The 19,896-nt window shown below is 64.3% G+C and carries 21 protein-coding genes and 1 pseudogene; 10 read left to right on the forward strand and 12 right to left on the reverse strand.

Annotation, left to right across the window (positions count from 1 at the left end; genetic code table 11):
• Nucleotides 1-21 precede the first annotated feature (21 nt).
• Nucleotides 22-480 (reverse strand): Tfx family DNA-binding protein, encoded by a 459-nt coding sequence (locus tag ACFQS4_RS03135; protein WP_497902250.1) that lies wholly within the window; start codon nt 478-480, stop codon nt 22-24.
• A gap of 222 nt (nt 481-702) precedes the next feature.
• On the opposite strand from ACFQS4_RS03135, the gene ACFQS4_RS03140 reads away from it, so the two are divergent.
• Entirely contained in the window at nt 703-1,236 is a 534-nt protein-coding gene (locus tag ACFQS4_RS03140; protein ID WP_497902251.1) for a hypothetical protein, read from the forward strand.
• Nucleotides 1,237-1,343: 107 nt separating this feature from the next.
• Here the strand turns inward: ACFQS4_RS03140 and ACFQS4_RS03145 are convergent, their stop codons facing one another.
• The 3 genes from ACFQS4_RS03145 to ACFQS4_RS03155 all read right to left on the reverse strand — a co-directional run bounded on the left by ACFQS4_RS03145 (nt 1,344) and on the right by ACFQS4_RS03155 (nt 3,323).
• Nucleotides 1,344-1,682, reverse strand: a complete 339-nt coding sequence (locus tag ACFQS4_RS03145; protein ID WP_497902252.1) for a DUF7977 family protein — start codon at nt 1,680-1,682, stop codon at nt 1,344-1,346.
• A 99-nt stretch (nt 1,683-1,781) separates the two neighbouring features.
• Nucleotides 1,782-2,825, reverse strand: coding sequence for a zinc-binding dehydrogenase (locus ACFQS4_RS03150; protein WP_497902253.1), 1,044 nt, complete (start codon nt 2,823-2,825; stop codon nt 1,782-1,784).
• Between the two features lie 63 nt (nt 2,826-2,888).
• Complete coding sequence (locus tag ACFQS4_RS03155; RefSeq protein ID WP_497902254.1) at nt 2,889-3,323, reverse strand: UPF0146 family protein; 435 nt, start codon at nt 3,321-3,323, stop codon at nt 2,889-2,891.
• Between the two features lie 39 nt (nt 3,324-3,362).
• Between ACFQS4_RS03155 and ACFQS4_RS03160 the strand changes: the two genes are divergently transcribed.
• Both ACFQS4_RS03160 and ACFQS4_RS03165 read left to right on the forward strand, forming a co-directional pair.
• Nucleotides 3,363-3,884, forward strand: a complete 522-nt coding sequence (locus tag ACFQS4_RS03160) for an archaemetzincin family Zn-dependent metalloprotease (protein WP_253431834.1) — start codon at nt 3,363-3,365, stop codon at nt 3,882-3,884.
• A 105-nt stretch (nt 3,885-3,989) separates the two neighbouring features.
• Entirely contained in the window at nt 3,990-4,241 is a 252-nt protein-coding gene (locus ACFQS4_RS03165) for a YMGG-like glycine zipper-containing protein (protein ID WP_497902255.1), read from the forward strand.
• 163 nt (nt 4,242-4,404) lie between these two features.
• Here ACFQS4_RS03165 and ACFQS4_RS03170 read toward each other — a convergent pair whose 3' ends face one another.
• The 4 genes from ACFQS4_RS03170 to ACFQS4_RS03185 all read right to left on the reverse strand — a co-directional run bounded on the left by ACFQS4_RS03170 (nt 4,405) and on the right by ACFQS4_RS03185 (nt 8,266).
• Nucleotides 4,405-6,219, reverse strand: a complete 1,815-nt coding sequence (locus ACFQS4_RS03170) for a ribosome biogenesis/translation initiation ATPase RLI (protein WP_497902256.1) — start codon at nt 6,217-6,219, stop codon at nt 4,405-4,407.
• A 1-nt stretch (nt 6,220) separates the two neighbouring features.
• On the reverse strand, nt 6,221-6,544 hold the full coding sequence (locus tag ACFQS4_RS03175) for an EMC6-like membrane protein (protein ID WP_312911006.1): 324 nt from the start codon (nt 6,542-6,544) through the stop codon (nt 6,221-6,223).
• A 204-nt stretch (nt 6,545-6,748) separates the two neighbouring features.
• Complete coding sequence (locus ACFQS4_RS03180; RefSeq protein WP_497902257.1) at nt 6,749-7,600, reverse strand: hypothetical protein; 852 nt, start codon at nt 7,598-7,600, stop codon at nt 6,749-6,751.
• Nucleotides 7,601-7,681: 81 nt separating this feature from the next.
• The gene (locus ACFQS4_RS03185; RefSeq protein ID WP_497902258.1) at nt 7,682-8,266 is read right to left on the reverse strand and encodes a DUF7344 domain-containing protein; all 585 of its coding nucleotides are present in this window, start codon (nt 8,264-8,266) and stop codon (nt 7,682-7,684) included.
• Between the two features lie 274 nt (nt 8,267-8,540).
• Between ACFQS4_RS03185 and ACFQS4_RS03190 the strand changes: the two genes are divergently transcribed.
• The 7 genes and pseudogenes from ACFQS4_RS03190 to ACFQS4_RS03220 all read left to right on the forward strand — a co-directional run bounded on the left by ACFQS4_RS03190 (nt 8,541) and on the right by ACFQS4_RS03220 (nt 14,466).
• Complete coding sequence (locus ACFQS4_RS03190; RefSeq protein WP_497902259.1) at nt 8,541-9,092, forward strand: hypothetical protein; 552 nt, start codon at nt 8,541-8,543, stop codon at nt 9,090-9,092.
• A 39-nt stretch (nt 9,093-9,131) separates the two neighbouring features.
• Complete coding sequence (locus tag ACFQS4_RS03195) at nt 9,132-10,253, forward strand: CARDB domain-containing protein (RefSeq protein WP_497902260.1); 1,122 nt, start codon at nt 9,132-9,134, stop codon at nt 10,251-10,253.
• Between the two features lie 79 nt (nt 10,254-10,332).
• The gene (locus tag ACFQS4_RS03200; protein ID WP_497902261.1) at nt 10,333-11,502 is read left to right on the forward strand and encodes a S26 family signal peptidase; all 1,170 of its coding nucleotides are present in this window, start codon (nt 10,333-10,335) and stop codon (nt 11,500-11,502) included.
• A 189-nt stretch (nt 11,503-11,691) separates the two neighbouring features.
• A complete protein-coding gene (locus ACFQS4_RS03205) occupies nt 11,692-12,852 on the forward strand; it encodes a DUF5305 domain-containing protein (RefSeq protein ID WP_497902262.1) in 1,161 nt (386 codons plus the stop codon).
• Nucleotides 12,853-13,095: 243 nt separating this feature from the next.
• Nucleotides 13,096-13,392 carry a helix-turn-helix domain-containing protein gene (locus ACFQS4_RS03210; RefSeq protein WP_254159066.1) on the forward strand — a complete coding sequence of 99 codons (297 nt, stop codon included), beginning with the start codon at nt 13,096-13,098 and terminating at the stop codon, nt 13,390-13,392.
• A 49-nt stretch (nt 13,393-13,441) separates the two neighbouring features.
• Nucleotides 13,442-13,852: a hypothetical protein gene (locus ACFQS4_RS03215; RefSeq protein WP_497902263.1), complete on the forward strand. Its 411-nt coding sequence runs from the start codon at nt 13,442-13,444 to the stop codon at nt 13,850-13,852.
• A gap of 5 nt (nt 13,853-13,857) precedes the next feature.
• A pseudogene (locus ACFQS4_RS03220) lies at nt 13,858-14,466 on the forward strand (IMPACT family protein).
• Nucleotides 14,467-14,485: 19 nt separating this feature from the next.
• On the opposite strand, the gene ACFQS4_RS03225 reads toward ACFQS4_RS03220, so the two are convergent.
• From ACFQS4_RS03225 to ACFQS4_RS03240, 4 genes are read right to left on the reverse strand one after another with little or no spacing between them, the layout of a single operon-like run.
• Entirely contained in the window at nt 14,486-15,343 is an 858-nt protein-coding gene (locus ACFQS4_RS03225; protein WP_497902264.1) for a PH domain-containing protein, read from the reverse strand.
• Nucleotides 15,344-15,399: 56 nt separating this feature from the next.
• Nucleotides 15,400-18,093: a TRAP transporter permease gene (locus ACFQS4_RS03230; RefSeq protein WP_497902265.1), complete on the reverse strand. Its 2,694-nt coding sequence runs from the start codon at nt 18,091-18,093 to the stop codon at nt 15,400-15,402.
• Between the two features lie 10 nt (nt 18,094-18,103).
• Entirely contained in the window at nt 18,104-18,709 is a 606-nt protein-coding gene (locus tag ACFQS4_RS03235; RefSeq protein ID WP_497902266.1) for a DUF1850 domain-containing protein, read from the reverse strand.
• 21 nt (nt 18,710-18,730) lie between these two features.
• A complete protein-coding gene (locus ACFQS4_RS03240; protein ID WP_497902267.1) occupies nt 18,731-19,831 on the reverse strand; it encodes a TAXI family TRAP transporter solute-binding subunit in 1,101 nt (366 codons plus the stop codon).
• Nucleotides 19,832-19,896 lie beyond the last annotated feature (65 nt).

Raw genomic sequence — 19,896 nt, forward strand, 5'->3', positions numbered from 1 at the left:
CGCCTCCATTCCCTTTCCTCTTCACTCGGACTGGCGAACCCGAACCGATCCCTCGCTCGTGACCCCGACGACGAGGTCCGTCGCCACCTGACGACCCGTCACTGCGTCGCCGGCGGCGTCCGAAACGACCTTCATCAGGTCCGGTGCGGTGTACTCGACCTTGACGCCCGCCTCGTCGCAGGCCGCGTACACCGCCTCGGGGACGTCGTAGAGGTCCGTTCCCGCCTCGACCTGCACGCGAACCGGGGCTCGTAGCGCCTCGGCGAACGCGATGGTCTCGCGTGCGCGCTCGAGGTTGTCGCGGGCGCTCCCCTCGACCGAGGAGACGTTGGCGCGGGAGGTCCCGAGCGCGTCGGCGATCGACGCCTGGGAGAAGCCACGCTCGCGGAGCGCCAGCACCTGCGCCTGGCGGTGGGTGAGGACGCTCGCCTCGGGGTCGAAGCCGACCTCCTCGAGGATTTCCTCGGCGTCCTCGATCACGGTCGATACCCCCTCGACTCGATGGCGGCCGTCGCGGCCGTGATCGCGTCCATACCCGACCTAGGTGAGGGGACCCCCAAAGCGTCTCCGGTCGCTGGGCGGTCTGTGGGGTCCCACCGCCGTACTCGTCACCCTCAAGCGCCGTCGCCGTACTCGCCATCTTGAATCCCCATCACCGAACTCGCAACCTTCAACCGTCACCTCGAGGAACTCGAGGTGAGGATGAACCGCCCGCCCGGCCTCGATCCGTTCGCCACACAGTCGCGATTCGCACACACGGTGACCGTCCTCGGCGGAATCACGGTCTGCCTCCTTGCGTACTTCGGGGTCGTCGCCGCCGTCTACGGCGACCTCTCGGTGCTCGCGCTCGAGTCGAACATCGGTGCCCAACGGGCGGGCGGCGCGATCGCGGGCGTCGCCGTCTGGACGTACTTCTCGCTCGCGTTCGTCCGTGGCTACGGTGGGCCGGTGTTGAACGTACTCCCGTATCCGGTCGCTATCGTCGTCCTCGCGCCGTTTCCGGCGCGGTGGCTCCTGTTCGGCCCGGACGTCTCCGGGCTCCGATCGAGGTTCGTCGGCTTCTTCGTATTCGAGCCACTGATCACAACCGGGATTGCGGTTCTTCCAGGACTGGCCGCCTGTACCGTCGTCCTGACGGCCTGGGCGTCGCTGATCGGGGACGAGGCTCGAGAACGGTGGGAACGGCGTCACCTCACGAGCGAGTTCTACGATGCGTTCGTGGACGTCGAGGAGTGAGGGGGAGAGGACGGTTCGACTCGAGACGAGCCTCGAGGAGGAAGTACATTCGCGCCAAAGGAGTGAAAAACCGCAGCCCGAGGAGACGGAGAACCGCCCGTTCGGGCTCAGGGCCGCGTCGTCGCCCACACCGCCGTCAGCGCCAGCATCGTCGCCGGCAGGAGCGGGAGGATCAACAGCGCGAACCAGTAGTCCATGTCCGGCGGCGTCAGCAGGATCAGGCCGGGAGCGACGATGAACGCGAGGACGATCATCCCGACGAGCACCCAGCCGCGACGGCCGAACTCCCGGTCGGTCGACTCAGGATGAATCGGCCGCTCGAGCCAGGCGTCGTCGTTCGAGTCGGCGGCGTCCGCGCTCCCCTTCTGGTTGTCCGCGGTACGCCGACCCTCTCGGTCGAACGCGTTCGGGTCGTGGACGTAGCCGCCGTCGTCGCTCGAGGTCACGTGCGAGTGTTACGAGCGCGTCTGCATAGCCCTCACGGTTCTCGTTTGCACGTCAGGACCGATCTTCGACTTTCTCGTCCGTCCATTACGGATCTTCGACTACTCGAGTTCGCTATCCGGCCGAACGACGACTTTCCCGAATCCTTCGCGGTCCTCGAGGAGGGCGTGAGCGCGGTCAGTCTCGCTCATCGGGAGCACCTCGCGGACGGCGGGCTCGAACGTGCCGTCCCAGACGAGTTCCATCACGTCGTCGACCTGGCCCGGGGTAGCCATCGTCGAGCCCAGGATCGTGAGCTGGTTCCAGAAGATGCGAGGGATGTCGGTCTCGGGATTCGGCCCGGCGGTGCCGCCGCAGGTGACGAGGCGCCCACCCTTCGCGAGGCACCGGATGGAATCGCGCCAGGTGCCGGCGCCGATGTAATCGACGACGACGTCGACGCCGCGCTTGCCGGTCTCGGCGCGCGCCCAGTCGGCGAAGTTCTCCTCCTCATAGTCGACGACGTGGTCGGCGCCGTGGGCCTCGGCGTATCGAAGTTTCTCCTCGCTGCTTCCGGTGGCGTACACCTCCGCGCCCGCGTGGGCGGCGATCTGGAGGGCGGCGTGGCCGACGCCGCCGCTAGCGCCGAGTACGAGGACGGACTCGCCCGCCGAGATATCGGCTCTGTCGATCAGCATGCGCCATGCGGTCTGGAAGACGAGGGTGGTCGACCCTGCGGTCACCCAGTCGACGCCCTCGGGAACGGGGATCAGGTTGTCCTGGGGGACGGCGGCGTACTCGGCGTGGACGCCGGGGACGTGCTCGCCGATGACGTGGTAGGAGACGCAGAGCGGGTACTCCCCGCGGCGGCAGAACTCGCACTCGCCACAGGAGACGCCCGCGGAGAGGGCGACCCGGTCGCCTTCCTCGAACCGGGTGACGGCCTCGCCGGTGTCGACGACGACCCCCGCCGCGTCGCTGCCGGGGACGTGTGGCAGCTCGAGGTCGAGTCCGGGAAGCCCGCGTCGGGTCCAGACGTCGAGGTGGTTGAGCGCGCCCGCCTTCACGTCGATGAGCACGTCCTCGGGTCCGACGTCGGGGTCGGGAACCTCGGCGTACTCGATTACGTCGGTGTCTCCGTGGCCGGTGAAGGTGACAGCCTGCATACCGGGGCCAACGCGAGAATCCGTGAAAAGTTGTTCGTCACCCGCCAGCGCTCGCTTCCCCTCTCAACGGCCGCCGCCGGAACGCTCCGTTCCACGATGTGAGACGAACAGCGTCTCTCGAGGCAGCGACACTCGCTCGACGGGCACCAGCGGCGGGTCGCCACCCAGCGTCGTGAACAGGAAGTCGGCGTCGACCGCGCGGGCCACCTGGAGCGCAGGCCGATGCAGTTCCGGCGGGAGGTTCAGCGCGTAGATGGCGTCGGCGTTGGCGTAGGCCTCGAGTTCGGGATCGGTGACGTCGTCGATCACGAACTGTACTCCCTCGGGGGTCTCGTGCGGGTGAACGTCCGTCGCGACGACTGCACACCCGGCCTCGACGAGCGCCTCGGCGACCGCCGTTCGCCGTCCGATGCCGACCTCGAGAAGGCGCTCGTAGGTCTCGAGTTCCCCCACGAGCGCGTTCTGGTTTCGGTCTCGGTCCCGGTGAAAGCGTACCACGGCGGGACGTTTATGCTGGGGGGCGGCATAGACGTTGCCATGCTCGTCGACATCGTGCCGGTCGGGTCTGTTCCCGCGAACGTCAAGCGGGAGGCCTCCGCGGCGCTCCGGTCGGTCTACGACTGCGACGTCACGGTCAACGATGCCCAGTCGATTCCGAACGGCGCGTACGACTCCGGGCGCAACCAGTACTGCGCCGAGACGTTCATCCAGCTGGCCGAGCGCGTCGGCCGGGGCGACAAGAACATCGCCGTCACCCCCCACGACCTCTTCTACCGCCGGCGCAACTACGTCTTCGGCCTCGCCTACCTCGACGGGAGCGGCAGCGTCGTCTCGACCTATCGGCTCCAGACCTCGAGCGACGGCGGCTTCTCGAACAAGAGCGCGAGCGACATCTTCCAGGACCGCATCCGCAAGGAGATTGTCCACGAAATCGGCCACACCTACGGGCTCGAGCACTGCGACAACCAGCGCTGCGTGATGAACTTCTCGCCCACGGTCCGGGAAGTCGACATCAAGGAAGAACACCTCTGTGGGAGCTGTCAGCGGCTGATCGGCTAGTTCCGTCTCGCTCGCGAGTGGGGCCCGGCGTAACCAGTGAATCAGTACACCCGCAGGGCACCAGCCGGGAACAGGCTTATCTTCCTCTCGAACGTACACTCACTCATGGTGAGAGATAGACTCGTCCGTGCCGTGAGCCGCGCACGCTATGCCGCGATGGGCGCCGCCGTCGGCGCCTTCCTGGGTGGACTACTGGGCAAACAGACCGCGAGCACCGGGGCCGCCCTCGGTGCGCTCGTCGGCGCGACCTTCGGCGAACACCGCCCGACCGTCCAGTCGCGCTTCGACGACCTGAAATCCGGCGGTGGGCCCAACGTTAGCGGACTGCGGTCTCGAGGCAGCGACGTCGAAGAGTAACGATACGGACGAGAGGCGGCCGCACGGCCGAACACGAGACCACGACGTTTTTTGGACAGCCTCGCTCTCCAGTCGTCCATCCTCGAGCCAGCGCAATAGCACCTGTTGAGAGTCTCGACCTTGAGCGCTGATCTGCGAACCGCGAAAAACTAGGCGGCGCCGATCAGGGCGCGTAGTAGTACTCACCCTCGCGCTTCTGTTGCCTGTCGAGTTGGGAATCCGGCTTGTTGATCCGCGGGCGCGAGGTCCGCTCGTCCCGGCGGAACGTCACCTCGAGGTTCGCCAGGAACTCGTTCATGCCGCCGCGCATCGACTGGGGCGTCCCCGCGCGGCCGTGGACGGCCGGCTCGCCGTCGAAGACCATCAGGCGGTCGGCCAGTAGGTCGATCATGTAGATGTCGTGGTCGATGACCAGGACGGTGGCATCTTGCTGTTCGGCGTAGCGACGGATCGCTCGCGTGGCCTGGACCCGCTGTTCGACGTCGAGGTGGGCCGAGGGCTCGTCGAGCAGGTACAGATCCGCGGTATCGGAGAGGCAGGCCGCGATTGCTACCCGCTGGCGCTCCCCGCCCGAGAGGTCCGAGAGGCTCTGTTCCATAATTCGCTCGAGCTGGAGCGGGCCCGCGATTTCGGTGTTCCAGTACGAGGAGCCGAACTGGTCGGTGATCGAGGCGAGGAACGCGTCGACGCGCATCGGCTGGTCGATGGTGACGTACTGCGGTTTGTACGAGATATCGAGATCGAGTTCAGCCTCACCTTCGTCAGGTTTGAGCGCACCGGTCAACAGCTTCGCGAAGGTCGACTTCCCGATGCCGTTCGGGCCGACGACGCCGAGCACCTCGTTCTTCCGAATTTCGCCGCCCTCGACCTCGAGTGAGAACTCGCCGTCGCCGTAGGACTTCACGAGATCGGGATACTCGACGAGGGTGTCCCCGCGGGTGGCGCTCCGTGGGGCGTGTTCCTCGAACTCGATCGGATTCGGCCGGATCCGCATGTTCTCGTTCTCGAGGTAGCCCGCGAGGTACTCGTTGATGCCGTTGCGGACCGACTTGGGCGTCGTGATGACACCGTAGGCGCCGGGCTCCCCGTAGGCGACGTGGAGGGTGTCGGCGAGCAGGTCCAGCACCGCGAGGTCGTGTTCGACCACGAGCATCGACTTTCCTTCGTCCTCAGCGAGTTCGCGGATCAGGCGGGCCGCGGTGACCCGCTGGCCGATGTCGAGGTAGGGCGTAATCTCGTCGAGGAAGTAGAAGTCCGTGTCGCGAGCCAGCGTCGCCGCGAGCGCTACGCGCTGGAGTTCCCCGCCCGATAAATCGTCGATCGACTGGTCCATCACCGGACCGATCGACAGCCGTTCGACGAGGTACTTGAGGGCGTCGCGCTCGTTCGTCCGCTCGAGCAACTCGCGGGTGTTGCCGTCGAACTGATTCGGAATCTGGTCGACGTACTGTGGTTTGCGCGCGACCGAGAGGTCACCGTCGCGGACGGCCTCGAGGTAGTCCTGGATCTCGGTGCCGCGGTAGGCCTCGAGCACGTCGTCCCAGCCCGGCGGATCCTCGAAGCGTCCGAGGTTTGGCTCGAGTTCGCCGGCCAGGATGCGGACGGCGGTGGTCTTCCCGATGCCGTTCGGTCCGAGGATGCCCGTTACCCTCCCCTCCTGTGGCGCCGGGAGGCCATAGAGGGAGAAGGCGTTCTCGCCGTAGCGGTGGGCGGGGTCGTCCTGGAGTTCCTGTGGCAGGTTGATGATCTCGATAGCGTCGAATGGGCACTTCTCGACGCAGATGCCACAGGTCTCGCCCAGACAGATCTCCTCGGAGATGCGGATCTGCTCGGGCTGGCCTTCGTCGGCCTCTTCGCCGCGGAGCGTGATGCACTCCTTGCCGGTGCGGTTGGGCGGGCAGTAGTTCTTGCACTCGTAGTTACACCGGTCGGGCTGGCACCGGTCGAGGTTGACGACGGCGATGCTGTCTTTGGCCATGTTAGAAGCTCGCGCCGGTGCTCAGCATGATTCCCCAGGTGATAAACCAGAACGAGAAGGTCATCAGCCCGATGAACAGGACGTGTTTTGGTCCGAACTCCTCGCTATCGTAGAGGCCGGTCGCGGGCAGGGCGATGACCTGCAGGGCGATGAGCCCGAAGACCAGGAGGTAGGTGAGCGGTTCGGTCGCCGCGGCGTCGACGGCTTCCCCGGCAGTGAGTATCGAGGAGCCGATGGCGGCGCCAACCCCGGCGAGACAGGCGAACGCCGTCACGCCGATCGAGCGAATGTGCTCGCGCCGATCGCTCATCGTTGCGGTTGACATACTACTGAGTCTGTTTTGGGCGTTCAAAAGCCGTTCGCATTGGATAGCGCCAATGTTTGAACGACGAGTGGTATAATTGGCAAAGAATAATTTTCCCGCAGCATCTTTCATCAAAACAACAGCACGCAACCCCCTTCTCGAGTAGAAGAATGATTGAGGGTGAGCCCTATTTATATATCTTTACCCTCTCGATGACCGTACCTCTCAGAAGTCGCACCCGTCAATACACAATTTTATCGTCGAGGTACTGTCGTCACCGAAGTACAGAGTAATTCGTACGTCTTCGCCTTTCATATCAATATTACTTGAATTACCATTGCCGTTACCGTTGCCAGGTCCCGTACTATTCTCTTTGAATCTATTGAATTCGAACCTCACAATATCATTTACAGCTAACGTGATGTTCGGATCCATATCGCGGCGTGTGTCACTGTTGGGGTCAGTGTTGTCGATCGGAATCTCCTCAGTAATCAATTCTTCACCGGTGTCATCGTTAAACAGACTCCCATCTCCAGAGACAAATTCGGCGGTGGTAGTCGTCTCGTTGATGCCAATACCGGTCATCGTCACGTCCTCACAGCCGCTATTCTCGATTTCGAAGGAGTACTTTCCGCTCGCACCAGCACTGCTCACGTTTCCAGTGAGTTGTATTTGGCCCGCTTGCGGAATGTCGAAGTCTCGAGTGAGTGCTATCGAGCCGATAGGTGTGTTGCTCTCGTCTTTTAGCACAGCGTCGATATCCACGGTCGCCGTTCCCGCGTCGGTACACTCGCCGACGAATCGAAGATTGATCTCTTTCGACTCCTCAAGAAGTAGCGAGAACGTTTCCGGCGCCGTAGACCAGCTTCCATCGTTTCCGACGTCAAGTTCAATTTCGCTAGAGCTGTCGAGCGTGACCTCCATCTCGTTGTTACTCTGGTTTGTGAACGTTGGAACGGCGGACGTCTCTTTAGCATTGGCAATGGCGAGCAATGCGTTCGAATCGTCAGCCGTGCTCACGCTTAGACCGCGACCGGCAGAGACTTCTGTAAACCCGTAGGTTTCGGACGCAGCCAACAATGAACCACCCGCAATTAGACCGAGGGCCGTTCGCCGCGTAATGTTGGTTGTTTTAGACATTAGTCACTGACAGTATGCTTATGGTGGCTTCTCGATCTTGCCGAGGCGATTGCGTCGATTCTCGAGCACGTGGATCACCGCTGAAACTCCAAACAGAGTCACGGTGAGCGTTGCCCAGCCGAGTTCAGGGACTGTTTCGGTCGGGACGATCTCGAACCACAGCCCCGCTATTACCACGGCCGCAACCACTGACAATCCAAGGTAATAAATCCCCCACGGAATCGAATCACCCGGAACGACGTCGAGGTAGACCTCAAGTTGTTCGGCTTCTTCGGTGAGTTCGATCGCTCGAGCGTCGAACTCGACCATTCCCGCGCGCTCGAGCGCCGGGAGATGCGTCTGCTGAAGCGACGTGTACACCCGCTTACGCTCGGCAGAGGTGAGTCCTTGCACCTCTTTCTCGAGTTCCCAGGCGGCGACCTGTTCGGCCAGCGCACCGAGTTCGACGGGTTCGTCGGTCTGCTTGAGGTGGTGGATGGCGTACCGTCGACGGTGATTGCTCAGGAGGTCGAAAATCTCGCCTCGAGTGGGGCCGGCGGCGTTCCCGCCGCTATCAGTCCTTTCAGCCTCGTTCTCGCCTACCTGTTCGGTAATCGTCGACATTGGCCCCCCGAAATCTATCTAGAATTACTGAACTAAGGCTACATAACGTTTGTTGCCGTCACGCGTAGATCTAACACAAACATGTCTTTGGCTCACACACCAACCCCTCAGATGCTGATTTCGGCCGATCAAGGCCGTCTTGAAGCATCGATTGGTGGCCCAGAACTGCTTCTGGCGACCTAATACAAAGGGGGTGGCCTCGAGTGAGAGAGGTAATGATCACGTCGGTATCCAGCGACTACGATGCCGGCGCGGATCGAACGGAGACCATACAATGAGACTCAACAGACGCAACGTGCTTGTCGGACTGGGAACGATCGTAGCTGGCGGCGGCGGCGCACTCGCGACGGGTGCGTTTAGTAGTGTGGAAGCGACGCGTGATGTATCAATCGAGACTGCAGGGGACACGGATAACGCCTTGATAGGAATCAACGTCACGGGTGACCTCGCAGGAACCACGAATGATACAATCTCATTCGATCTCACCAATGACATCAACCTTGATGCAGTCACTAGGTTCAATGGTGCACTCACTATCACCAACAACCGCGAGAATGAGGGTGATGAGATCGATATCGAGATACACATTGATGAAACAGATGCAGTGACTGATGTTGCCACCGACAATGGCGGGATGCAATTCGAAGTTACTACCGACGGAGACCAAAATAATGTGTCCGGTAATGGCGGATCTGTAACCTTTGATGTCGTCTTTGGACTTGATGGATTCACGTCAAAAGAAGGTGTCGATGGTGCCAGTGGTGCTGATGATGAAATCCCCGAAACGATCACCATTATCGCCAACGACTCTGACTCGACCGTATAGCGGTTCCCTTTCGATAGAATAACTGAGTTGAATAGCTGAATGTATCTGAAACTCGGGACCGCGTTCGTGCTTGTACTCCTGTTAGCGGTACCTACGGCGGCTATCTCTCTCGAGCCCACAGACACAACCTCCTCTATCGAACTCGAGTCCGCGAGCCCCTACGCCACCACCGAAAACGGCCAGCTCGAGCTCGATTTCGAGCGACTCAACGCCGACGCGGTGACGACGGTCGATGAAGCCTTCACCGTCCGCGCCACCGACGAGAACGTCGACCGCATCTGGCTCTCGGGCACCGACGGCGTCACCTTCTACCGAAACGGCGATCCTCGAGACGAGATAACCGCGAGGTCGCCGCTCGAGCCCGCTACCGGCCACTCGATTACGGTCGGCGTCTCCATCGACACCCACGAGGCGGGGGAGGGAACGGAGTCATTCACGATCCACGTGCGGTATGACGACGACGAGGACGACGAAACCGACCCCGACCCGCCGACGCTCGAGCGCGTCACCGTCTCGGACACCGAGGTGGCCGTCGGCGAGACGATCACGGTCACGGGTATCTACCGGGGCGGGTCCCAGTCGATGGCGACGATGGTTGGGCTGACCGTTGACGACATCGTCGTCAGCCAGAAACGGGTCTTCGTCTTCGGCGGCGAGAACCGGTCCGTCTCCTTCGAGCGGACGATGGACGCCCCCGGCACGTACGAGGTCGGCATCGACGGTCGGACGCACACGGTGACGGTCACCAATCCCGAACCCGAACCGGGTGAATCGGTGCCGAATATGACGGTGACGGGGGTCGACCTCGATCAGACCGAGGTCGCAATCGGGGAGCCGGTTTCGGTCACGGCGACCGTCGAGAACACAGGTAACGCGACGGGGGTACGAACCCTCGAGTTCGCCGTCGGCGGATTCGTCGTCGAGACGGAGCGGGTCGAACTCGCACCCGGTGAGACGCGACAGGTCGAGTTCGAGCGATCGTTCGCCGACCCCGGCCGCTACGCGCTGGCGCTCGAGGGCGAGGCGGTGGGTACCGTCACAGTCGTCGGACTGCCGGCGATTGCGGCGGTCACGGCCGCACTCCCCTCGCGATCGACGGCGGCACTCGCGCTCCCGATCGCGCTGGGCGTCGGGTTCGTCGTCCGGCGGCGGCGAGCGTGAGACGAGCAGTTAAGACGATTCGAATGCGAGACAGGAAAAACACGACCGTGCCAGGAGCGAACTCGAGGGAGCGACGACGATGAACGGGACGTCGATAGCCAAACAGGTCGCGATGGGGCTGGTGGGGCTCGTCGTGGTACTGCTGGTGCTCGGCCAGGTGCTGGGCCAGCCGATACTGCTCGGCTACGTTGCGACGGGAAGCATGGAGCCGACGCTTGCCGCCGGGGACGGGTTCGTCGCGGTGCCCAGCGCGGCGACCGACGCGCCCGAACCCGGCGACGTCGTCGTCTTCGAGGCCGAGACGTTACACGGGGGCGGGCTCACGACCCATCGAATCGTCGCCGAGACCGACGAGGGGTACGTGACGCGGGGTGACGCCAACCCGTTCACCGATCAGGACGGGGGCGAGCCGCCGGTCACCGAGGGGAAGATCGTCGCCGAGGCCTGGCAGGTCGGGGGGTCGGTCGTCCGGGTCCCGCATCTGGGGACCGTCATCATGAGCGTCCAGGGACTCGTCGGGGCCGTCTTCGGTCTCCTGGCGGCGCCGCTCGGGATCACGGCCGCCTTCGACGCCGAGGGGACCGGCGCCCTGCTGGTGGCCCTCGGGGTCGGCCTGCTCGGGGTCGGCTTGCTGCTCGAGCGAGTCGGCGTCGCCGAACGGCGGACGGCGCGACGAACCAGCCGCGAGAACGTGATCGGCCTCTGGTCGGCGCTGTCGGCCGTCGTCGTCGTGCTTGCCCTCTTCGCGACCGCGGCGATGGTGATCCCGGCCGGCGGAACCGCGTACGAACTCGTGAGCACCGACTCGCCGACCGACGACCCGCAGATCGTCGCCCCCGGGGAGACGACGACGCTCACGCGAACGATCGACAACAGCGGCTACGTTCCGGTCGTCGTTGTGCTCGACGCGCCCCACCCCGCCGTCGACGCCGAGCCGCGGGCGACGACGGTCGGTAGTCGCGACACCGCCGAGGTCGCGCTGTCGATGACAGCGCCGGAGACGACGGGGAGCTACACCCGCGACGTCGTCGAGAGTCGGTACCTCCTCGTCTTGCCACCGACGCTGCTCGTCTGGCTCCACGACGTCCACCCGTTCGTGGCCGTCGGCGCGGTTAACGTCGTGATCGTCGCCGTCGCCGTCGGTCTGGTGTTTGCCCTCTTCGGCACCGGCGACCTCCGGATACGGACGCCCGGCTCGCATCTCCCGCTCTCGAGGCGACTCGAGCGCCTGCTCGAGAAGTGGTTGTGACCGTTATCACCCTCCCAGACCGGTCGATCGACGGCCACTACTGTTATAGTCGATGAACGACGACCTATCGTATCGCGTGACTTTCGCCACTTTGCTAGATGGGGGGTTGGCCGACGGCGAGTCACAACCAGCGGTGGGGTCCGACGGGATTGACGGGGCCGACGGAACCGACGGGAGGGAGGGTGCACCGTGACGAACACGCCCCGCCTCGACCTGCTGATCGCCAGATCCGGCCGGCCGATTCTGATCGCGTTGCTCGTGATCGGCACGATCGCCCTGCTCGCGACCGGCTGGGTCGTCGCGAACCCGTCGACGACCACGACCACCCAGGAAGTCGATCGCCAGACGGTCTCGACGCAGGTCGGCACGGAAGCCGTGGTCGTCCAAGACGGTCTCTGGGAGGCGGGCACGGTGCTCGAGGACAACCCCGCGTACGTGATCAACGCCTCGCCGGAACTCGAGATCGTCGCCGAGACGGCGGTCCCGAGCGACGAGACGAGCCTCGAGCACGAAATCGTCCTCAGGTACGCGGCCTCGCGCAACGGCGAGGTGTTCTGGGAGTCAGAACGGGTGCTGGCGGCCGAGGAACCGACGGTCACGGACGGACAGGGCGTCACCAGGGCGTCGGTCGACATTCGGGAGGTCCAGGACCGGCGTGAGGAACTCAGGACTCGCCTCGACGGGGTCGGGACGGTCGACCTCTCGCTGATCGTCCGCACGAGTTACGATACAGGGACACACGTCGGCGAGCACGCCCCGTCGACCCCGTTCGTCGTCACCGAGCGGAGCTACTACCTCGAGGACCACCCCGAAGAATCGGATCCGAACCCGGTTACCCAGACCGTCGAGACGACGGACCCACCCAGTTCTGCGCTGATCGGCGCCCTCCTGATCCTCACGGTGGGGTCGTTCGGCGGGGCCGCGTTCGTCAACTCCCGCTCCGACGTCGATGTCGACCGAGCACGGCAAGCGATCCACGAAAACCGCTACGCAGAGTGGATCTCGCGAGGCTCGCTTCCGATGTGGATCGGCGACGAGCATGTCTCGCTCGACACGCTCGAGGACGTCGTCGACGTCGCCATCGACACGAACGAACGCGTGATCCACGACGGGAGTCGCGGCCTGTTCGCGGTCGTCAGCGACGGCGTCGTCTACTACTACAGCGACCGCGGGCTCTGGGAGGAGACGGCGTGGCCGGACTTCGACCTCGAGGAGCGGCCGACTCCGGGCGACGTGGTCTCGCCTGGTGAGGGCGACGGACCGGGGGCTCGGCCGGCCGATAGTGGGCCGAAGCCGCCGTTCGAGGACTTGCCGGACCCTGAGGACGACGACGCCTGGAACAATCTGTGATCTGTCGCGTACACCGGTGATCGTTCGCGCATATTTGGAATCTGTCGCGTACTCTCGTGTGTGCTCATTTTTGTTCACTACCCGAGTCTGTCACGCCGACTGACTGACTGGTCAAATTGTCGCGAATGTCCCGTCTCTCGAGGCTCTAAATACAATATTCATGGATATTTTTGTGAACAAATTGCCCGTTCTGTCATCCAGAAAGGCTCAACTTTATACTCCTGGAGCATTTCGATTCGTAATATGAGTGAGACTGACGGGGAGGACATCACGGATTTGCCACCGAGTGCGAAGCTGGTCTACAAAGTCCTCGAGTACGACGGCCCGTTGACCCAGAAACAAATCGTCGAGGAGTCGATGCTGTCTGCGCGGACGGTCAGGTACGCCCTCGAGCGCCTCAGTGACATCGGCACCGTCGACGAGAACATCTACTTTGCGGACGCGCGCCAGAGCCTCTACCGGATCACGGAGGCCGAACCGGTCGCGGCCGACGGCGGCAGTGGCGAGCCGGCGAGCAAGGACGCCTGCTGTGCGGAGTGACCTGTCGCGAGTCGATAGAATATTCGTCCTCGAGTGACCGAATCGAGACATGGACAAGGAGACGCTGCCGGAGTGGGCGTGGCTGTTTCTGGGGTTGATGGTTGCCGCGGCCGCCGCCAACCTGGCCAGCGTAGTGTTGCAGATCTCGACCGACTGGCGGATGGCGATCATCGTCACCGCGATGGCACCGGTTCTGGTCTACGTCGGCGTCTGGTACGACCCGGACAGGCAGTACTACTGGGAGCAGTCGCGAGCGAAGATCTTCGGCGACGTCGGCTTCCTGGTCGTGGGAACGGCCGTGGGCGCCGGCATCGCCATCGCCCTGACGATCGACCTGATCGGCTCGCAGTTCTTGCGGGACCTGGTCGCCATGCTCGTGGGCTTTCTCACCGGCTGGGCCCTCTTCTGGTGGCGTAACCCGAACCTCTACCGTCCCGACAACGACGTCAGCTCGAGGTAACGCTCATGGACGCCGAAGCCTACCGAACCGTCGCCGAGGCCGCGACCGCGAGCCTCGTCGTCCAGGGCTCGGAGTTTCTCGGACACGCTCGCCCCGTCGTCGACCTCGAGTCGGCCGAGGCGTTCCTCGAGAACGTACGCGAGGAGTAAGCCGACGCGACCCACAACGTCCCGGCCTACCGGGTCAGAGTCGACGCCGATGGCCGGCTCCGGGAGTACTCGAGCGACGACGGCGAACCGAGCGGTTCCGCCGGGAAACCCGCCCTGAACGTGCTCACCCAGCGCGACCTCGAGAACGTCGCGGTCGTCGTCACGCGCTACTACGGCGGGACGAACCTCGGCATCGGCGGCCTCGTTCGAGCGTACTCCCGAGCGGTCAAGGAGGCGGTCGACGCCGCGGGCGTAATCGAGGAGCGGCCCCACGAGCAGGTGTCGATCACCCTCGAGTACGACGATTCGGGCACCGTTCGCGGCATCTTAGAGAGCGAGGGGCTCGAGTTCGAGGCCGAGTACGAAGCGGACGTGCAGTTCGAGGTTCGGGTGCCGATCGCCGACGCGGACGCCCTCAGTGACCGGATTCGCAGTGCGACGAGTGGTCGGGCCCGGCTCGAGTGAGGGTTCGGCGGTCGCACGGTTATCGATCTGTTCGGAGCCTCTCGAGCGTCGCGGCGACCGATTCGGAATCGTCGATCGCGTCCCGACGACAGCGGAGCGAGCGCCAGTCCCGTTCGATCACGAGTTCGTCTGCGGTGAGTTCGATTTCAGACACCGACTCCCAGGAGAGCAGTCGTTTCGTGAGTCCGCGGTCGACGACGAGCCCGGACTCGTAGACGGCGAGGGTGGGCGTCGACACCGAATCGGCGTCGAAGAGCGAACTCCAGTAGCCGGCGAGGAGCCAGAACAGGCCGTAGGCAGCCCAGAGAACGGCGAAAGTGAGGTCGCCGCCGTACAGCGACCCGAGACTGACGAGCAGGAAACCGACGCCGATGACCAGTTCCCGGCGGAGCACGCCAGCTTTGACCCACGTCCAGGCGACGACGGGTTCGTCGCTCGTGACCGCGTCGACGTAGCGATTGGTGGCCATCGCGGCGACGAGCAGCCCCGCCAGGACGATCCCGATCACACCCAGGATGGCGACGCCGGCGGCGCTCGCTCCGACGTCGGTCGCGAACGGGACGAGCGCCAGTCCGACGAACGGGAGGGCGGGAAGCGAACACTGTACGCCGAGCCAGCGGCGGCGACCGAGGCGTTCGGCCAACCCGTGATATCGGCCGGCGAGAATGCCGCCGCCGATCACGCCGGCGGTAACCGTTCCGGGCGCGAGCGCGAGGACGGTGGTGCCGGTGACGCCGGCGAGGACGGCGGCCGTCGTCACCGCAGCGGTGAGCACCGCGGCGACGTACGCGCCGAAACCGAATCGGAAGCCGATGTCCGCCACCTCGAGGTCGGCGCGCTCGAGGCGGGGCGCACACTGCTGTCGATTCGGGAACACGTTATTCGACTCTCTGCAGGGGGATATGAATGCAACGGCGGCCCGACGTTCGGCGATTAGGCCGTCTCCGCCGTCTCCGCTGCCTCCGTCGTCCGTCCACGGGTTCGGTTTCGGGTCGAGAGCGCCACGAGCGTGACGAGGCCGATGAGTCGCAGGGAGGCGGTCAACTCGAAGATGGCCAGGTACGCCGGAATGCCGAACGCCTCGAGGGTGCCCTCGAGGACCAGCAGCGGAATCTCGGGTACCATCAGGAAGATGGAGGCGATGGCGTACAGCGCTCGCTTGACCCGGCCGACGCCGGTGTACTGGTAGCCGATGATCGTGACCCCGAGGGCGTAGACACCGAGGAACATGCCGAGGATGGGGATGACGACGTCGGGGACGAAGAAGCCGAGGTCGGCCACGTCGGCGGCGGTGAGGATCGTCCACTCGTCGCCGCGTTCTCGCAGGAGCAGGATGCCCGGCGAGAAGACGAACGCGAAGGGAACCAGGATCTTGTTGAGCGAGAGCAGGAAGGCGATCAGCGCCGTCCCGAGTTCGTCGGCTTTCGCGACGCCGGCCCCGGCGAAGGCAGCGACGGCCACCGGGGGCGTGACGTCGGCCATCAGGCCGAAGTAGAGCACGAACAGGTGGGCAGCCAGCAGGGCGGTCCCCGCCTGTTCCATCGGCCCGCCGAGCATCGCGATCAGGATGATGTACATCGCCGTCGTCGGCATCCCCATCCCGAAGATGATCGAGGCGACGCCCGTTAGGACGAGCAAGATCAGCAGCGACCCGCCGCTGACGGCGTTGATCAGCGCGGCCAGGTTTGGTCCGAGCCCGGAGACGCTGATGACTCCCGGGATGATGCCCGCGGCCGCGACCGCGATCACGACCGTCGTCGCTGTTCGCGCTCCCGAATCCATCGACTTGAGGACGAACGCGCCGAACCGGTAGGCCCTGTTGCGAGCGAGTTGCGGTCGACCGACCGTCGAGGCCGCCCGCTCCGCTGATTCGTCGACGGCGTCGTCGAGTTCGAGCAGCGTCGGAACCGTTCCGGGCCTGGCGAGCATGACGGCGACGCTCACGAGGATCACGATGGTTCCCAGCCCGCTCGCCGCGGCGTAGGCCGCCGCCTCGAGCCCCAGTCCCGCCCCGGCGGCCTCGAGTCCCGCCATCACCTGCACGGCGTCGCCGACGTTCCCGCCGACGGTCGCGTAGCTGAGCAGTTGCAGGGCGAAGAGGGCGACGATGGTACCGACCAGGGGAACGCGCGAGCGCTCGTCGTAGGCCGCGATGAAGGCGATGAGGGCGAACACCGAGACGATGGTGAACCAGCCCGCGCGGTTGATAGAGAAGCGGGTGAGGAAGTACAGCAGGAGGACGATTGGGACCAGGTAGAACCAGCCGGAGCGCAGGCGCGAGCGGACGTCCGGCAACTCGTCTCGAGGCAGCCCGCCGATATTGTGTTGGACGGCCTCGAAGTGGACCATGACCCACATGCCGAAGAAGAAGGCGATGGCGGGCAGGGTCGCGGCGGTGATGACGGTCGTGTAGGGGATGCCGGTGTACTCGACGATGAGAAAGGCGGCGGCGCCCATCACTGGCGGCAGAATCTGGCCGCCGGAGGACGAGGAGGACTCGACGGCCCCGGAGAACTCGGGCGAGTAGCCCGACCGTTTCATCAGCGGAATCGTGAACGCGCCCGTCGTCACGGTGTTCGCGATGGACGACCCCGAGAGCATCCCCATGAACCCGCTCGAGACGACGCTCGCCTTCGCTGGCCCACCTCGCCGGGTACCGGTGAGGGCGTAGGCGAGATCGATGAACCACTTGCCGGCGCCGCTCATCTCGAGGAAGGCGCCAAAGAGGATGAATATGTAGATGTACCGGACGCTCACGATGACGGGCGTGCTGAAGACGCCCGCCTGGACGGTGTACCACAGGTTGTAGACGATGTTCGCCCAGTTCTCGGGCTGGATGGCGAGGGCCCCGATTGCGGAATCTCGCGGGACGAGGTAGCCCCAGCGCGCGTAGACGATGAACGATCCGACGAGCGTCATCAGGAGAAAGCCGAGCGTGCGCCGGGTCGCCTCGAGCACGAGCAAGAGCCCGAGAACGCCCATCCAGAACGCGTAGGAGGCCTCGTCGATGGGGATGCCGAGCGCTGCCATCCCGGTGACGACTGGCTCGAGGAACCAGAGCACGTCCCCGACGCCCTGCGTATTGTCGAATCGCCTGATGGCGATCGATTGAATCTCGTCGTAGTTGGTGACGGTGTAGTGTACAGGGAGCAACGAGAGGCCGATCATGAGGCCGTCGAGCGGCGTCACGCGGTTCATCTGCCGGTCGAGGGCGGCCCATCTGACGAATCCGCTCGCCCGGGAGACCCCTCGAGTGACCGAGTGCTCGTCGCCGAAGCGCCGTCTCGCGGCCGGCTCGAGGCGACCGAGTCGTCGAGCGACGAAACCGTCGCCCCGGCTGGCCGGGAAGAGCAAGAACGCGAGCACCAGGGCGAACGTGACGTGAATCGCGCCGACCTGCAGAAGTTGCAGGGACCCGATATCGATCGTGCCGTAGAGCGGCAGGGTAATCTCGAAGATGTAGGATCTCGCAGCGATCCACATCTGGAAGGCCGAGAAGGTGATCCCGATCAGTGAGACGAGAACGGCGGCCCCGCCCTGGAGTGTCCGGCGTCGTTCGACCTCCTGGAGAATCTGTTCCTGTTCGGCCTCGGACAATTCATCCGACCCGCCGGTGTCGACGCTCATTGGTACGGTATCAGTGGGTGAGTTCCATATGCATGTGGGTCGCGACAGCACCGCTCGAGCGGTCCTCGTCGCCCAATAGTCTGTCCTGTGTCACTTCTGCCGGCGCTGACAACGCTAGCAGTTCCTCGAGCGCTCCCGGCTCGTCCTCGTCGACGACGATGACGACTGGCCCGTCCGACATCGCTACGAGGTCGTACTGATCCTCGCCGACGAGTAGTTCGTGGCCGGCGACGGAACCTGGTGCGACTCGCAGCTGGCTGTACGTCGAGCTTCGTTCGACGACGAACCAGCCGTCGGCTCGTTCCATCGACTCGTCGGCGGGGAGTCCGGCGCCGTGGGACTTGAATCGCATCTCCGTCATCCGCAACTGATCACCGTCGACGACGTAGACGTCCTCGACCGGTGTCTTCTCGACGCTGTGGGTGTACGCGAGCGTTACCCGCTCGCCATTTTCGACCGGCTGCTCGAGGAGCGTCTCGCCCGAGTCGGCGTCCTGAATGACGAGGGTTCGTTCGGGGTTCGAATCGAGACTCGAGGCGGCCGCGACGCTCCCGACGACGAGGGCGACGACGACGGCGGTAACGACGAGCGTTCGGCGACGGTGACCGGTAAACACGGTGAGAGGCGTCGTGGAAGGCTACTCGCCGAAGTACGCGGACGCGCCGGGATGGAGGTCGATGGGCATCCCGTCCTGGGCGCTGTCGGCGCTGATGAAGTCGGCCTTGATCGTAAAGGAGTCCGTATTGTCGAAGATGGCGGTCGTTACCTCTTCGACGATTCCCTCGTCGACTCCCTCGTGGGTCGCGATCATCGCCTGGACCGAGACGGTCTCCGTGTCCTCGTCGACGCCGTCGTAGGTGCCGCCGGGGATGGTGTCGTCGGCCATCCACTCGGCGTCGCTCTTGACCTGTTCGCGCACGTCGCCGTCGACGGACACGAGCGAGATGTCGCTCGAAGAGGCGAGTTCCTCGACCGAGCCGACGGGCCACCCGCCGACGATGAACGCCGCATCGACGTCGCCGTCCCGGATCTGGTCGGTCGCCGTCGCGAAGTCGGTGTTCTGTTCCTCGAAGTCCGAGATGCCCGCCGACTCGAGGATCTGGTTCGCGTTGACCTGCGTCCCGCTGCCGGCGTCGCCGGTGTTGATCGTCGCCCCCTCGAGGTCCTCGACGGACTCGATGCCCGAGTCGGCCTGGGTGAGGATGTGGATCGTTTCGGGATAGAGCGTCGCGACCCCGCGAATGCTCTCGACGGGTTCGCCCTCGAAGTCCTCGATCCCGGTTCCGTTGAACGCGAAGTAGGCGACGTCGTTCTGGATCAGCGCGAACTCGGCTTCCTCGCGGGCGAGGCTGCCGACGTTCTCGACGCTGGCGCCGGTCGACTGGACCTGGAGGCCGTGGGGCGTGTTCTCCTCGACGATGGATTTGACCTCGCCGGAGAGTGGGTAGTACGTGCCGCCGGTGCCGCCGGCGTGCCAGGAGAGGACCTCGCCGCCTTCGTCGGGGTCGGCCTCGCCGATGTCTTCTTCGTCTTCGCCGTTGCCATTCCCGTCTTCGGTTTCGTTGTCGTCGCCGTTCCCAGTTTCGTTACCGTTACCGTTCCCAGTTTCGTTGCCGTTTCCGTTCCCATTGCCGTTTCCGGGATCTTCGGCGTCCTCGCCGATGCACCCGGCGATACCTGCAATTCCTGTTGCACCAGTTACTGCGATGAAGTCGCGTCGATTGAACTTTCGCGCCATGATGGCAGTCTATGCGTTTTCGGCTGATTACTATGCCGAGCATAACCGATTGTATCTGCTGAAAG

It is taken from the genome of Saliphagus sp. GCM10025317 (assembly GCF_042663665.1).
Taxonomy (GTDB): Archaea; Halobacteriota; Halobacteria; order Halobacteriales; family Natrialbaceae; genus Natronosalvus.